Origin of the sequence: Chryseobacterium sp. CBSDS_008 (genome assembly GCF_049959325.1) — a bacterium.
GTDB lineage: Bacteria > Bacteroidota > Bacteroidia > Flavobacteriales > Weeksellaceae > Chryseobacterium.
The window spans coordinates 2,413,903-2,429,241 of sequence record NZ_CP188202.1 but is presented as its reverse complement, the minus strand read 5'-3'; the positions used below and the strand labels follow the sequence as shown (position 1 = coordinate 2,429,241).

10 protein-coding genes are annotated in these 15,339 nt (G+C 38.3%); 5 read left to right on the top strand and 5 right to left on the bottom strand.

Annotated features, from left to right (window positions below; all coding sequences use genetic code 11):
* The first annotated feature begins 6 nt into the window (after nucleotides 1–6).
* Nucleotides 7–927 (top strand): tRNA (adenosine(37)-N6)-dimethylallyltransferase MiaA, encoded by a 921-nt coding sequence (gene miaA, locus ACP3T3_RS10900; protein ID WP_426479886.1) that lies wholly within the window; start codon nucleotides 7–9, stop codon nucleotides 925–927.
* A 260-nt stretch (nucleotides 928–1,187) separates the two neighbouring features.
* Here miaA and ACP3T3_RS10895 read toward each other — a convergent pair whose 3' ends face one another.
* From ACP3T3_RS10895 to ACP3T3_RS10880, 4 genes are all read right to left on the bottom strand, one after another.
* Nucleotides 1,188–2,600: an efflux transporter outer membrane subunit gene (locus ACP3T3_RS10895; protein ID WP_426479885.1), complete on the bottom strand. Its 1,413-nt coding sequence runs from the start codon at nucleotides 2,598–2,600 to the stop codon at nucleotides 1,188–1,190.
* Between the two features lie 171 nt (nucleotides 2,601–2,771).
* Complete coding sequence (locus ACP3T3_RS10890; RefSeq protein WP_426479884.1) at nucleotides 2,772–5,954, bottom strand: efflux RND transporter permease subunit; 3,183 nt, start codon at nucleotides 5,952–5,954, stop codon at nucleotides 2,772–2,774.
* A gap of 40 nt (nucleotides 5,955–5,994) precedes the next feature.
* The gene (locus ACP3T3_RS10885) at nucleotides 5,995–7,155 is read right to left on the bottom strand and encodes an efflux RND transporter periplasmic adaptor subunit (RefSeq protein ID WP_426479883.1); all 1,161 of its coding nucleotides are present in this window, start codon (nucleotides 7,153–7,155) and stop codon (nucleotides 5,995–5,997) included.
* Between the two features lie 364 nt (nucleotides 7,156–7,519).
* On the bottom strand, nucleotides 7,520–8,116 hold the full coding sequence (locus tag ACP3T3_RS10880; RefSeq protein ID WP_142017878.1) for a TetR/AcrR family transcriptional regulator: 597 nt from the start codon (nucleotides 8,114–8,116) through the stop codon (nucleotides 7,520–7,522).
* Nucleotides 8,117–8,436: 320 nt separating this feature from the next.
* Here ACP3T3_RS10880 and ACP3T3_RS10875 point away from each other — a divergent pair, with 320 nt between their 5' ends.
* On the top strand, nucleotides 8,437–8,991 hold the full coding sequence (locus tag ACP3T3_RS10875) for a thioredoxin family protein (protein ID WP_426479882.1): 555 nt from the start codon (nucleotides 8,437–8,439) through the stop codon (nucleotides 8,989–8,991).
* 135 nt (nucleotides 8,992–9,126) lie between these two features.
* Here ACP3T3_RS10875 and ACP3T3_RS10870 read toward each other — a convergent pair whose 3' ends face one another.
* Nucleotides 9,127–10,032 (bottom strand): AraC family transcriptional regulator, encoded by a 906-nt coding sequence (locus ACP3T3_RS10870; protein WP_426479881.1) that lies wholly within the window; start codon nucleotides 10,030–10,032, stop codon nucleotides 9,127–9,129.
* 123 nt (nucleotides 10,033–10,155) lie between these two features.
* On the opposite strand from ACP3T3_RS10870, the gene ACP3T3_RS10865 reads away from it, so the two are divergent.
* From ACP3T3_RS10865 to ACP3T3_RS10855, 3 genes are read left to right on the top strand one after another with little or no spacing between them, the layout of a single operon-like run.
* A complete protein-coding gene (locus ACP3T3_RS10865) occupies nucleotides 10,156–11,385 on the top strand; it encodes an MFS transporter (protein WP_426479880.1) in 1,230 nt (409 codons plus the stop codon).
* Between the two features lie 2 nt (nucleotides 11,386–11,387).
* Nucleotides 11,388–12,869, top strand: coding sequence for a trehalase family glycosidase (locus ACP3T3_RS10860; RefSeq protein ID WP_426479879.1), 1,482 nt, complete (start codon nucleotides 11,388–11,390; stop codon nucleotides 12,867–12,869).
* A 23-nt stretch (nucleotides 12,870–12,892) separates the two neighbouring features.
* The gene (locus ACP3T3_RS10855) at nucleotides 12,893–15,334 is read left to right on the top strand and encodes a TonB-dependent receptor (protein ID WP_426479878.1); all 2,442 of its coding nucleotides are present in this window, start codon (nucleotides 12,893–12,895) and stop codon (nucleotides 15,332–15,334) included.
* Nucleotides 15,335–15,339 lie beyond the last annotated feature (5 nt).

Genomic DNA, 15,339 nt, shown 5'->3' with positions numbered 1-15,339 from the left:
AGCGCGGTGAAAAAGAAAAATTTGATTTCTGTAGTAGGACCCACCGGAATTGGTAAAACGAGATTGGCAATTGATTTGGCTCAGCATTTCAATACAGAGATTATTTCCTGTGATTCCCGTCAGTTTTTTAAAGAAATGAAAATAGGAACAGCAGCGCCCTCTGAAGAAGAACTGGCCGGAGCACCTCATCATTTTATCGGAAATCTTTCGGTGGAAGACTATTATTCTATCGGGCAATATGAAGAAGATGCTCTTCAAAAACTCAATGAACTTTTTACAATTCATGACACGGTAATTCTTGTGGGTGGAAGCATGATGTATGAAAAAGCTGTGATAGAAGGTCTCCACGATCTTCCGGAAGCTGATGCTGAAAATCAGGAGAAACTCCAAAATATCATGGAGCAGGAGGGAATTGAAAAACTTCAGGAAATTTTACAGGAACTTGATCCCGAGTATTTCAATGTGGTGGATATTCACAATCACCGCAGGCTGTTGAGAGCCATTGATATTATCTGGCAAACGGATAAAAAATATTCTGAACATATTTCGGTTTCTCAAAATGGAAGAGATTTTAATGTCATCAGAATCGGAATTGAAGCGCAAAGAGAAGAACTGTATGACAGAATCAACCGTAGGGTGGATATTATGATGAAAAACGGATTGCTGGATGAGGTAAAAGGTCTTGAAAAATTCAAAGAATTGACTGCTTTAAATACGGTAGGATATGCTGAGCTTTTTAAATATTTTGACGGAGAATGGGATCTTGATTTTGCGGTTTCAGAAATTAAAAAAAACAGCCGCAGGTATGCGAAACGCCAGCTGACATGGTACAGAAAGGCGGATGATATTCATTATTTACAATTGGGATATTCTGAAAAGGATTTTGAAGATTTGCTGAAATGGATTGAAAATCAGTTTCAAAAATAAATACTTTTACATTATTGAGTGGCTCTGGAAGCTTTGAAAATATAGATTCCTACGGAATGACACAGTGTACGGATAAACTAAGCGCTTAGTTTGTCATTCTGACGAAGGAAGAGTCTCATCGATTGTTTTTAAAGATTCTTCATTCCACTTTGTTCCATTCAGAATGACAGTACAGATGGTAATTAATTAGGGTGTTTTTATACTGAAAAAAATGCGGCTCTGAAAAGAACCGCATCTTAAAACAAATATAATTTAATGTACTACTTCCAACCGCCGCCTAGCGCTCTGTATAAATCTACAATGCTGCTTAATCTCTGTCTTTTAATGGAAGCCAGATTCAACTCTGCCTGTAGGGAATTTCCCTGTGCTGTAATCACTTCCAGGTAATTGGCTGAACCTCCTTTGTAAAGAAGTTGTGCGCTTTTAATTCCATCTTTCAAGGTAGTTGCCTGCTCTGCAGCTTTCTGTTCCTGAACTTTTAAATTTTCATTGGAAACCAAAGCATCGGAAATTTCTCCCACTGCATTCAATACCGACTGACGGAATGCCAGCACATTTTTCTCTCTTTGAATTTTTGCTACTTCCAGATCTGTTTTTAATTGTCTTTTCTGAAAAATAGGTTGGGTAAGTCCCCCTAAAACAGATCCGAATAATGAAGCCGGAATCTGAAACCAGTTATCAATTTTAAATGAATTTACTCCTCCGTTGGCTGTAATCTTCAATGCCGGATACATATTCGCCTGAGCAATTCCTACCATGGCATTGGATTCTAATAAAACCAATTCCTGCTGGCGCACATCCGGTCTTCGGCTTACCATAGCTGCCGGAAGCCCTGCGGAGATATTCTGAGGTAATGAAGTATCAGACATTTCAATGGTTCTGTTTACTTTGTTAGGAAGTTCACCTGTCAGAATGCTCAAAGCATTTTCCTGAATAGCGATATTCTGTTCCAGCTGCGTAATCAGAAGTTCTGTTGCCTGTTTCTGAGCGGCTGCCTGCTGAACTCCTAAAGAGGTATTATCACCACTTTCCCACATTTTTTGGGTCATCAAAAGGGTATTGCTGGTCAGTTCCAGATTAGATTTTGCAATGGCTAATTGTCTGTCAAGCATTAACAGGTTATAATATCCCTGAGCAATCGCCGCTACTACCTGAGTCTGAACTGCCTTTGAACCTTCATAGGTTTGAAGATACTGCATTCTTGAAACTTCCTGCTGGTTTTTGATTTTTCCCCAGATATCCGCTTCCCACGAAAGGTTGAAGGCTGCATTATAATCTTCAACATGGCTTGAGCCTAAAAATAAATTTAAGCTTTGCCCGTTCATGCTGTTTTTGGAAGGTCTTGAAATCTGTCCGCTAACTCCGAAACCTACGTCCGGATATTGCATATATTTTGCCTGTTTCAGTTTTTCCTGTGAAGCAGCAACCTGCTTTAAGGCAATCTGAAGGTCATAATTATTTTTAATTCCTTTTTCAATCAATCCCTGTAAAATAGGATCGCTGAAAAACTGTTTCCACTCCAGATTGGCAATACTGGCAGTGTCGGCAGTTGCTGTGTACTGGAACTTTTCCGGAAGAGGAAGCTCAGGCTCCGTGTATGCCAGTTTAGACACACACGAAACAGAGCCGATGGCCAGCACAAATGTTAGAATAATATTTTTTACTCGTTTCATAGTTTTTAAACTTTTAATTGAATACAAAACTTAGAGAGGTTTTTTGAGGCAAAAATTGTCTTTAGTAGGAGAAAATAGTTAGCTTTTGTAAACCATTAAGAACAGAAAAGGAGAATAGTTAAGCCTTTGTGATCTTAAAATTTTCTCTAAGTTTTTGTATTTCATTTTTTATTAGTGACTAGCAGCTAAAAGTTCTTCCTCCATTTGTTTTTTCAGAAGTCTTTTCTTTTTTCTGCTTGGCATTTTTTCATGCAGATACTGGAATACTACATACATTACCGGAATGATAAAGATTCCCAATATTACTCCTGTAAGCATTCCTCCTACGGTACTGTAACCGATAGAGTGGTTTCCTTTTGAAGAAGCACCCTGTGTCCATACCAGTGGAAGCATTCCCACGATGAAAGCAAAAGAGGTCATTAAGATCGGTCTTAAACGTAATCTTGACGCCTGAAGGGCAGATTCAATTAATGTTTTACCTGCTTTTCTTCTCTGTACGGCAAACTCTACAATCAGGATGGCATTTTTGGCCAGTAGCCCGACCAGCATGATCAATCCTACCTGAACATAAATATTGTTATCAATTCCCGCTAATCCTGTGAAGGCAAATACTCCGAAAATCCCGGTTGGAATGGTAAGAATAATCGCAAACGGAAGAATGTAGCTTTCATATTGAGCTGCCAGTAAGAAGTAAACAAACAGAATACTTAAGAAGAAAATGAACGAAGTCTGTCCGCTTGTTTTAATTTCCTCACGGGTAATCCCTGTCCACTCATATCCATATCCTCTTGGAAGGGACTGCTGAGCAACTTCTTCTACCGCTTTGATGGCATCTCCGGTACTGTAACCGGGTTTTGGTGTTCCGTTAATCGTAACTGCGTTGAAAAGGTTATTTCTTGTTACCGTTTCAGGACCGAAAGATCTTTTTAACGTTACCAGTGTTTTGGCAGGAACCATTTCTCCTGATTTATTTTTCACATAAATTCCTTCCAGTGAATTGACATCCGTACGGTAAGGAATATCTGCCTGAGCCATTACTCTGTAATACTTTCCGAATCTGTTGAAATCCGATACAAAGCTGCTTCCGAAATAAATCTGCATGGTCTGCATCAATTCTGTTACAGAAACACCCAACTGATTAGCTTTATCCGTGTCTACATCAATGGTATACTGAGGATTTCCTGCTGCATACGTTGTAAAGGCAAATGCAATTTCAGGTCTTTTCATCAGCTCTCCAATGAACTGTTGAGTAGTTGTTCCCAACTGTTCGAAAGAACCGTTTGTTTTATCCTGAAGCATGAATTCAAATCCGGAAACGTTACCGAAACCTTGTACAGTAGGGAAGTTGAAGAAGAATGCATTGGCATCTTTCACCTGGCTTACCTTACCTGTCAATGTTGCTGCAATCTGATCAGTATCTTTCATTTCACCACGCTTGTCATAATCTTTAAGCTTAATGAAACCTGCAGAATAGGGAGAAGCGTTCGCATTACTGATGAAGTTCATTCCATCCGCTACCCAAAGGTGGTTGGTTGCTTTTTCACCATTAATAATTTTATCAATTTGGGCCGTAGCTCTGTGTGTTCTTTCTAATGAACTTCCCGGAGGAGTATTTACTGCATACAATACGAATCCCTGGTCTTCAGTAGGAATAAATCCTGACGGTGCTTTTTTGATCAGGAATATACTTGCTGCTGTGATAAGAACAAGACCTCCTATCGCCACCCATTTGTTTTTAATTAAAAACTTAAGGCTGTAGATATACTTTCTGGTCATGCTGTTGAAACTGGCATTGAAAGCATTGAAGAATCTTGCTCCAAAACCTTTTTTATGACCGTGTTCACCATGTTCTCCCTGAGGATCATTTAAGAACATCGCACATAATGCCGGGCTCAATGTTAATGCATTCACTGCTGAGATTAAAATCGCAATCGCTAATGTGAAAGCAAACTGTCTGTAGAAAACCCCTGCAGGTCCCTGCATGAAGCCAACCGGAATAAACACGGCACACATTACCAATGTAATGGATATAATAGCTCCTGAAATTTCACTCATCGAGTTCATTGTAGCCTGTTCTACCGGCATACCTGTCTGTTCCATTTTAGAATGGACGGCTTCTACCACTACAATGGCATCATCCACTACAATACCAATGGCCAGAACCAATGCGAATAAGGTAAGCATGTTGATACTGAAACCAAATAACTGAAGGAAGAAGAATGTTCCGATAATCGCTACCGGTACGGCAATAGCCGGAATTAATGTAGATCTGAAATCCTGAAGGAAGATAAATACTACAATAAATACCAATACAAAGGCAATAACAAGCGTTTCCACAACCTGATGGATAGAAGCATCCAAAAAGTCTTTGGAATTGTACATGATAATGGGTTTCACTCCTTTTGGAAGCGTGGTTTCCATTACTTTTACCTGGCTTTCAATTTCAGTCAGGATTTCATTGGCATTGGATCCTGCAGTTTGTAGGATGGCAAATCCGGCAACGGGTTTTCCGTCTACTCTGTTGGTGGCAGTATAGGTATAAGATCCAAACTCTACTCGTGCAACATCTTTTAATCTTAAGAAAGAACCATCACTATTTGCTTTGATAGCAATATTTTCATAGTCTTCATTCTTATTCAGTTTTCCTTTATACTTAAGGATATATTCGTAAGTTTCCTTACTTCCCTGTCCAAGACGGCCTGGGGCTGCTTCAAGGTTGTGATCTTTAATGGCTGCTAAAACTTCCTGTGGAGAAAGATTATTTGATGCCAGACGATCCGGTTTCAACCAGATTCTCATGGAATAATCCCTGGTTCCGAATACCTGAGCCTGTGCAACTCCGGGGATACGCTGTATCTGTGGAATAACGTTGATCTTCAGATAATTTTGAAGGAATAATTCATCATATTGTTTTTCATTTTCACTGGTCAGTCCCATGAACATGATCATACTGTTCTGAACCTTCTGGGTTGAAATCCCGGCCTGTACTACTTCCTGAGGCAGCTGGCTCATTGCTTTTGATACACGGTTCTGTACGTTTACCGCCGCGTTATCAGCATCTGCTCCCTGTTTGAAGTACACACTAAGTGTCATGGTACCGTCATTACTGGAGTTGGAAGTCATATAGGTCATATTTTCAACCCCGTTCACTGCTTCCTCAATAGGAGTGGCAACCGAACGTGCTACAACCTCCGCGTTGGCTCCAGGATAGAATGCCGTTACCTGAACGCTTGGTGGAGCAATATCCGGAAAGAGGGCAATCGGTAAATTAAAGAGAGACAAAGCTCCCAATAATAAGAGTATTATGGAGATGACCGTTGAAAGGACCGGTCTTTCTATAAATTGTTTTAACATAAGAAGTTTATTTTTTTAAGTCTTCTGTTTTCGGAAAGGACTATAATGGTTTCGCTTTTAATAAGCTGTCAGACGAAATATTTTTCGGTCTGATGGAGACGCCGTCTTTTAAGCTTCCGATTCCTGTGTATACGATTTTTTCTCCACGGGAAAGTCCCTCAGAAATAAAGTAATAGCTGTCTGTTTTTCCGGATATTTTAATAGGTCTCCCCATTACTTTTTTATCTTTATCCATCACATATACATAGGTTTTATCCTGAATTTCGAATGTGGATTCCTGAGGAATAACGACGGCATTCGAGATCAGCTGAGGCATGCGCACTCTTCCTGTGTTTCCGGTTCTTAAAGTTCCGTTGGTATTAGGGAAAACGGCGCGTACACTGATGGCTCCGGTAGTTTTATCAAATTGCCCGTCTACAATACTTAATCTTCCTTTTTCAGGGTAAGTACTGTTATCGGCGATGACAAGATCTACCATCGGCATATTTTTAAGTTTCTCTTCTAAGCTTGCTCCCGGGTATTTGTTTTGGAATGCAATGAAATCAAGTTCACTTAAAGAGAAATACGCGTAGATTTCACTGATATCAGATAATAATGTTAATGGATTTGGATCTGTTCTGGAGATCAGACTTCCTTTTTTGTAAGGAATTCTTCCGATATAACCGCTTACAGGAGCTGTAATGGTTGTAAATCCTACGTTGATTCTTGCGCTTCCAACAGAGGCTCTGGCTTGAGAAGCAGCAGCAACGGCAGCTTCATAATTGGCTTTCGCTGTTTTAAGCTGTACATCAGAAACTACTTTGGCAGCAACCAGTGGCTGAAGTCTGTCTACTTCCACTTTTGCTTTTTGGATATTGGCATTGGCAGCCTGAAGATTAGCCTGAGCCATATTCATCTGCTCGCCGTAGCTTCTTGAATCTATTTTAAATAACGGTTGTCCTGCTCTTACATAAGCTCCTTCTTCCACATAGATTCTATCCAGGTAGCCGTCTACCTGAGATCTGATTTCTACGTTGTTTTTCCCTTCCAAAGCAGTTGGGAATTCCTGATATGTAGTAGCGGGTGATGTAATAACGGTATAAACCGGAAGTTCTGGAGCTGGAGGCGCGGCATTGGTTCCTTCTGCGGCTTTTGTGCAGCTCTGTAAAAGAATTATACTTGCAATAAGTACAATAAACCTTGTTTTTCCAGGTATTTTCATTGTTAGTTTAATTTTTTTAATGAAGTGTTAGATTTAAGTAAAGTTCTTTTTAATAAATGCTGTATTTTTTCCTAACAGTGTTAATAATTAGTTCAAAAAAAATTACAGAATTTTTAATGTCCAATGAAGTCGATTGTTTCCATAATTGAAAATTGTTTTTAATGTATTTAAGTGTATAATGATGGTGTAAGGTGTGTTAATTTTACTAACAGTGTTAATTGATAAGCAAAAAATGACTAATTTAACAACTGAATACTAGGAATGGTTCCATAAATGATTGATTTTTAATCAGGAATAACAGAATAATTTAAATTAATTCGGTGTTAAATTTCCTAACGGTGTTAATTTTTAATTCAAAAAAAATTTACAAAGACTTAATAAAAGCCGAAACAGTTTCGTCCAAAGTCGTTTTATTCATCGTTGAAGGGATATCAGCTGTACGCATCATCATAATAGAGATCATTCCGTGTACGGCAGAAAACAGAGCATGAGACATATGACAGGCATTGTCCGGATTGGATCCGTTTTTCTTAATAATCTCATAAGTACATTCATAGATCAGTTCCTGAAATGATGAGAATTCTTTTTTCATCTGCCCTTTTCCGCAGCACTGCATTCCAAGACCAAACATAAGCTGGTAATATTCCTTGTTTTTAAAAGCAAAGTTCCAGTACGCATCCACAATGGCAACAAGCTGCTCTTCCGGAGTATCGTGTTTTTGCTGAGCTTTTAATAATTCTATGTGTAACTTGTGAAAGCCGTCTAAAGAAATCTCAAATAGAATGGCTTCTTTGTTTTCAAAATAATCATATACTACAGGAGCACTGTATTCAATAGCATCAGCGATCTTTCGCATAGAAAGTGATGCCCAGCCTTCAGTTTTAGCCAACGTAAAAGCAGCCTGCAAAATATTTGCACGGATAGATTCTTTTTCTCGTTGACGGCGTTCATGTAGACCCATGATATTTTTTTACTAACAGCGTTAGCAAAACTACAAACTTTTTACTATAACTTCCAAAGGATATTATGAGTTTTATAGATTGGGCGACTATTTAAAGAAAAATAGATCAAAGGCTGGAAGCTGGAAGAATGGGGGCTGGAAGTTGTTTCGCGTTAAAAAATTACCATAATAGAATTTGACTATAACTATTTTTGAGGGGCCAATATCTTCCTTCCTCCAGCTTCCAGCTTCCTTCCTCTACTAAAAATAAAAGGTCTGTTTCAGAACCCAGCCCAATTAATAAAAGAAATATCTATCTTTGCCAATAAAGAAAAAAGGATATGAATACTCCATCAAATATGCTTGCATTAGGAACAAAAGCACCGTTTTTTGAACTTCCTAATCCGTCAAAAACGAATGAACTTCAGTCTTTGGACGAACTGAAAGGAGAAAAAGGAACCTTGGTGATCTTCATGTGCAACCACTGTCCGTTTGTGCTTCATGTGATCGACAAGATCAATGAACTATACGAAGATTATAACGAACGTGGAATTGAATTCATCGCCATCAATGCTAATGATATTGAAAAATATCCGGCAGATTCTCCTGAAAAAATGATCGAATTCCAAATTGAAAGAAATTTTGATTTCCCATATCTGTTTGATGAAAGCCAGGCTGTAGCTAAAGCTTATGATGCGGCTTGCACACCGGATTTTTATTTCTTTGATGATAAATTAGACCTGGTTTACAGAGGTCAGATGGATGATTCAAGGCCTGGAAATAATAAAGATGTCACCGGAGAAGATTTAATCATTGCTTTTGAAAATCTTTTGGCTGGGGAACCGCAGGAAGAAATTCAAAGACCTAGTATGGGATGCAATATTAAATGGAAATAATTGGTGGTTGCTGGTTATTTAGTTACTGGCTTTACTCATTATAATACAAGCTGCTCTTTAAGAGTGGCTTTTTTGTTTCTTGTTAGATTATTTTTCTCCCACAGATTGGCAGATAACACAGAACCGAACAAATTATTAAAAGCTTATTTTAGCCTTAGTCTCCTTTTCCACCTTCAAATCTACATTCACTTTATTATGAGAATAATTCCTGATAAACTCAGAAGGAGTCTTCCCGGTATATTTTTTAAACATCCTGTTAAAATATGTGACATTATTAAAACCACATTGATAACTGCATTCAGAAATAGATCTGTCCTGAGCCATCAGCAGACATGCCTTATTGATTCTATAGCGGTTCACGAACTCTGTGAACGTAATCTGTGTCGCTTTTTTAAAGAAATTACAGAAAGCCGGCAGGGTAAGATTGGCCAGTTTGGCAACGTCTTCAATATCAATTTCCTTGTCGTAATGATGTTCTACATAAGTGAAGATATTTTCAAGGCGGGTTTTATTTTTTGAAATAATGGTATAAGGCATGATTTCCTTATTTAAAAGATCATAATCTTCACATTTTGAAAGTTCAAAAAGAATTTCCAACAGCAATAAGTATCTTTTATAGCCTTCTGATTCCAGCATCAACTTCAGTTTGGGAAGCATTACTTTTTTTACTTTTTGATGAAAATGAATCCCATATTTAGAAAGTTCCAACAAGTTTTTGATAGATAGAGCTTCCACTTCCTGCTGGGGAAACTGAAGGATTTCTTCTTTGAACTGAAGTACAATTTCTTCGTGCGGATCAATAGAATTCAGCCCAAAACCGGAGTGGGGAGTATTGGAACCGATTAATACCAGATCTCCATTCGTATAATTACTTTTATGGTACCCCACATGGCGGGTTCCACTCCCGGAAATCACACATACCAGCTCAATTTCGGGATGATAATGATATTCCCATTTGAATTCCGAGATAGGGGAATTGTTATGAATGGTACGGAATGAACTCTTTTCATCAGGGATAACCCTTTCAAAAGTAACTTTCATTTAATTAATCATATTTAATTACTAAAAATACTAAATATATTAATATAGTTCAAATATTCATTTACTGTGTTAAATAATCGTTAACGCAAATGCTTCTATCTTAGCCGACAAGAAATAACCTGAATGAAAAATATTAACATCAAGGCCGTTTTATTTTTAAACTATTTTGTCTTTGCCATTCTTCTGAATTCTGTAGGAACAGTCATCCTGCAGGTACAGCAGAATTTTGGGATTTCAAAATCTTCGGCCAGCATTTTGGAAGGCTTTAAAGATCTTCCGATTGCCATATGTTCTTTCATTCTGGCTTCATTTCTTCCGAAGATAGGAATCAAAAAATCAATGCTGATTGCTTTATTGCTGGTAAGCTGCATGTGTTTTGTAATGCCGTTTACCAATGATTTCTGGGTTTTTAAATTATTATTTGCAACTGTAGGGGTTTCTTTCGCATTGATTAAAATATCGGTTTTTACTTCTATCGGGCTGGTAACGGAAACAGATAAAGAACATTCCAGCTTTATGGGATTTCTGGAAGGGTTTTTCATGATCGGGGTATTGGCCGGAAATATTTTGTTCAGTTTATATATGGATGATCATAATCCTAAATCTACAGAATGGCTGAATGTATATTGGGTGTTGGGAGGGCTTTCAGGTTTATCTTTTTTATTCTTATTCTTTTCAAAACTGAATGAGCAGGAAGCTAAAAGTGAGAAAACAGATCTCCTGGGGGATTTAAAAAACAGTGCAAGCTTATTCAGTTATAAAAAGGTATTGTGCTTTTTATTATGCGCTTTCCTTTTTGTACTGGTGGAGCAGAGTTTTCAGACCTGGACGCCTACATTTTATAAAGAAATTTTAAAAGTGCCTACCTCTATGAGTATCCAGGCGGGAGCGGTTTTGGCAGGAGCTTTTGCCCTGGGAAGATTCTTATCGGGATTCTTTTCCAGGAAATTCAGCTGGATCTATGTAGTTTCTTTCTGTGTGGTTGGTTTTGCCATCAGTTTACTGCTGGTTTTACCTCTTACCCATAATATTCATATTGATACAAATACAAACTGGATGAATGCACCGTTGGTGGTCTATTTATTTCCTTTGATGGGAGGTTTGCTCGCACCGATATATCCAAGCATTAATTCTGTAATTCTGGCATCTATCCCGAAATATTTACACAGTGCCATGTCAGGATTGATTGTTGTGTTCTCAGCAATCGGAGGAACGATAGGTTCTATTATTACCGGTTTTGTGTTTCAGGAGTTCAGCGGGCAGCAGGCATTTTATCTTTCCCTGATTCCACTTTCACTACTGATCACATCAGCGCTTTTCATGAATAAATTAAAAATTAATCCTAAAAAATAACAATGAGTAATCAGCTTTACATAAAAGAAATTCAAAGCCTGTTTGATGAGGTGCAGAGATCTGAAATTTTTGATGATCAGAAAATGATGACAGATGCAGTTCCTCTGTTTCCTATTGCAAAGATTAATGAGGATTATGTACAATCAAAAAATACAGAAGGTTTTGATCTGAAAGATTTTGTGATGGCTCATTTTGATTTTTTAGGAGCCCGAGTTTCTATTCAGCGGGAAGAACATCTTCCAATCGGTGAACATATTGAAAAGTTGTGGGATGACCTTACCCGTACATCCTATGAAGAAAAAGGAACCCTTTTACAATTACCGAAGCCTTACATTGTGCCGGGCGGTCGTTTTAATGAGTTTTTCTATTGGGACAGCTATTTTATTATGCTTGGATTAAAAGCTTCAGGCAGGATAGAAATGATGGAAAATATAATTGAAAACTGCGCTTATCTGATTAAAAATATAGGATTTGTTCCGAATGCGAGCAGAACACATTTCTTAAGCAGATCGCAGCCTCCTTATTTTTCATTAATGCTGGATCTTCTTTTTGAAACGACACATGACGAAGGAATTTATACCCAATACCATGAAACTCTTGAAAAAGAATATGCTTTCTGGATGGATGGTGAAGAAGAACTTGAAAACAATCCCAGTGTAAAAAGAGTGGTTAAAACAATAGATGGAGATATCCTGAACCGTTATTACGATGCAGAAAATGCACCGCGTCCCGAAAGTTACCTGATCGACATCGAAGATCATGAGACCGCTTCAGGAGATGAATTTTACAGAAACATAAGAAGTGCCTGTGAATCCGGCTGGGATTTTTCCAGCAGATGGTTTGCAGACGGAGAAAATATACAGACAATAGAAACGCTGAACCTTGCACAGGTTGATCTGAACTGCCTTTTGTGGCATTTGGAAATGACTTTGGCAAAATCTTCAGCACTTCAGAATCTGAGTGAAAAAAACAATTATTTTTCAGAAAGAGCAGCAAGCCGAAGACAGATGATCAATACCTATTTCTGGGATGGAAATACTAACAATTATAAAGATTATCACACTAAAAAAAACACAAAAACACCGTCTGAACATATTGCTGCTCTTTACCCTTTATTCCTGGGAATTGCAGATCAGGAGCAGGCAGAGGCGGTTGCCAAAGCGGTTGCTGAAAAATTCCTTTATCCGGGAGGATTGGTGACAACCACCAAAAATTCAGGACAGCAGTGGGATCTTCCCAATGCATGGGCTCCTTATCAGTGGCTGGGCTTTAAAGCCATGAAAAATTACGGCTTTGATGAGCTGGCAGAAAAAATTAAAAACAACTGGTGTTCCAATGTAGAAAGGGTCTACAAAAATACCGGGAAACTGATGGAAAAATACAATGCATTAGACACAGAAACAATAGCAGGCGGCGGGGAATACCCCAATCAGGATGGATTCGGTTGGACCAATGGAGTGTATTTACAATTACAACAAAATTGAAACTAACAATAAAAAATAGGGCTATGAAAAAAAAATCAGTCTTTTTAATCGCCGCAACAGCTACATTATATTTTAATAATGCTTATGCTCAGGAAACGCCGCAGGATTCTGCAAAAATTTCCTCTATCGATCAGATTGTCATTACCGGAAACTCAAATCCAAAGAAGAAAATAGAATCCAGTACTGCGATTTCTACATTTAGTGCCAAAGAAATTCAGAAGCAGAATCCAATCAGTGCAGCGGCTTTGCTGCAGAGAGTTCCCGGATTTGCGGTGGAAACTTCGGGAGGTGAAGTAGGAAATAACCTTTTTGCAAGAGGAATTCCTTCCGCGGGAGCTTATGAGTTTGTACAGGTGCAGGAAGACGGTCTTCCGGTTTTTGAAGATGGGGCTCTTCAGTTTGCCAATGCAGACAACTTTTTCCGTGTTGATAATTCGGTAAGTCGTCTGGAAGCGTTGAGGGGAGGCTCAGGTTCTATTTACGCCAATAATTCTCCCGGTGGTCTGATCAACTTTATTACGAAAGAAGGAACCAATGATTTCAGAGGTACGGCAAAACTCGAAACAAGTACCTATGGTTTGATGCGTACCGATGTGAATGTAGGAGGAGCTTTGGTTCAGGATAAATTGTTTTTCAATGTCGGCGGTTTTTACAGAACAGATGACGGAATCAGAAAAACAGGTTTCAAAGCCAATAATGGCGGACAGATCAGGATGAATCTGAAATATGTATTTGATAAAGGTTATGCAAAAATCTATTATAAAAAGCTGGACGACAGAAATACCTTCTATTTGCCGATCCCTTTGATACAGGATGGAAATAAACTGAAAAAATTCCAGGATTTTGATCCAAATTACGGAACATACAGTTACAGAGCTATCAGTCAGCTGAATATTCCACAGGCTGGAGGCGGATTTTTCAACAGAGATCTGGAAAATGGCATCCACCCGAAAGTCGATGTATTGGGAGCAGAATTTAAATACGATCTTGGAAACAATTTCAGTGTTTTAAACAAGACCAGATATACGAATATCAATATGAACTATACAGGGATTTTCCCTGCAGGAGCTCCATACACAGCAGCAGATTTTGCCAAAAAAAGCGGAATTTCCGGAAGCAATTATCAATATTCTTTGGTAAGTAGCGGAGCTGTTGTAAACCCTGCCAACGTACAGGAACTTGGATTCTGGGCAATTGATAAACAGATGAATAATTTTGTTAATGATTTGCAGTTCAATTATAAATTCAATAAAGGAAATGTAACTGCGGGTTTTTATAAATCAAACTGGAAATCTCATCAGTACTGGAACTGGAGTAATATTCTGACAACAGCTACAGACAGGCCTCAATTATTAAACCTTGTAGATTCTTCTCTTAGTCCGGCAGATGCAGGATATTCAAAAACGTATAACGGAGTGACAAGCATGTCTTTTCTGATCAGAGATTCGCAAATTCAGGGAAGTCTTAACGATGTTTATATGAATCTGGATTATAATATTACTGACGCATGGAGCTTCAACGGTGGTATCCGTTACAGCCGTGATTATTATAAAGGATACGGAGTCAATACGACAACAGCCAATCTAAATAATTCAGGATTAACGGTGGATGGCACTCATAGTTTTGCCACTACAACAGCTGATGATAAGATGTCTGTATTAGGAAATAAATATACCTATTGGTACTATGACATCAACAAAGTTTCCTATACGCTGGCAACAAATTATAAAATTAATCGCGAAAATGCAGTGTATGCCCGTTTTTCCAATGGATTCAGATCTCCGAACGAAGAAGCGTATTATAATAATATGGCAGATCTGAGCCAGATCAAACCTGTATTGACAAATCAGCTGGAAGTAGGATATAAATATTATTCCAGAACATTTGATGTTGCGGTGATACCGTTTTATTCAACTCTTAAAAACCTTTCGTTTACAGATGTTTTCTCTGATGGAACTTCTGAGAATAAATTTGCAAATACAACCAACCTTGGAGTGGAGATTGAAGGATACACAAGGTTATTCAATAATATCCTGGAAGTTACTTTTAACGGAACCATTCAGAATCCGAAATATAAAGATTTCAAAGGAAGAAATGCAGATGGTTCTGCATTCGATTATGATGGAAATGTGGTAAGAAGAATGCCGAAGCTGTATTTCAATATTTCACCGGCAGTCAATATTACAAAAGCATGGAGAACCTATGTAAGTATGAACTATTATGGTAAACGTTTTCAGAATGAAGGAAATACTGATGATAATATCCTGCCGTCATTTACTGAATTTGGTGCAGGGATGTCTTATCAGCTTGGAAAAATCAGATTTGCAGTGGATGGTACGAATATTTTTAATACCATTGGAATTACAGAAGGAGACCCAAGATCGCAGACAACAGCTGGAAATATCAGAATGGCCAGACCTATCATGGGAGCAGCTGCCAGAGCATCCATTACTTTAGATTTCTAAATTCT

Bases quoted from the DNA above. Each gene is read 5' to 3' on its own strand.
- ACP3T3_RS10895 (WP_426479885.1), bottom strand. From the start codon at position 2,600: ATGAAACGAGTAAAAAATATTATTCTAACATTTGTGCTGGCCATCGGC.
- ACP3T3_RS10870 (WP_426479881.1), bottom strand. From the start codon at position 10,032: ATGAAAGTTACTTTTGAAAGGGTTATCCCTGATGAAAAGAGTTCATTC.
- ACP3T3_RS10860 (WP_426479879.1), top strand. From the start codon at position 11,388: ATGAGTAATCAGCTTTACATAAAAGAAATTCAAAGCCTGTTTGATGAG.
- ACP3T3_RS10880 (WP_142017878.1), bottom strand. From the start codon at position 8,116: ATGGGTCTACATGAACGCCGTCAACGAGAAAAAGAATCTATCCGTGCA.
- ACP3T3_RS10855 (WP_426479878.1), top strand. From the start codon at position 12,893: ATGAAAAAAAAATCAGTCTTTTTAATCGCCGCAACAGCTACATTATAT.
- ACP3T3_RS10885 (WP_426479883.1), bottom strand. From the start codon at position 7,155: ATGAAAATACCTGGAAAAACAAGGTTTATTGTACTTATTGCAAGTATA.
- ACP3T3_RS10875 (WP_426479882.1), top strand. From the start codon at position 8,437: ATGAATACTCCATCAAATATGCTTGCATTAGGAACAAAAGCACCGTTT.
- ACP3T3_RS10890 (WP_426479884.1), bottom strand. From the start codon at position 5,954: ATGTTAAAACAATTTATAGAAAGACCGGTCCTTTCAACGGTCATCTCC.
- ACP3T3_RS10865 (WP_426479880.1), top strand. From the start codon at position 10,156: ATGAAAAATATTAACATCAAGGCCGTTTTATTTTTAAACTATTTTGTC.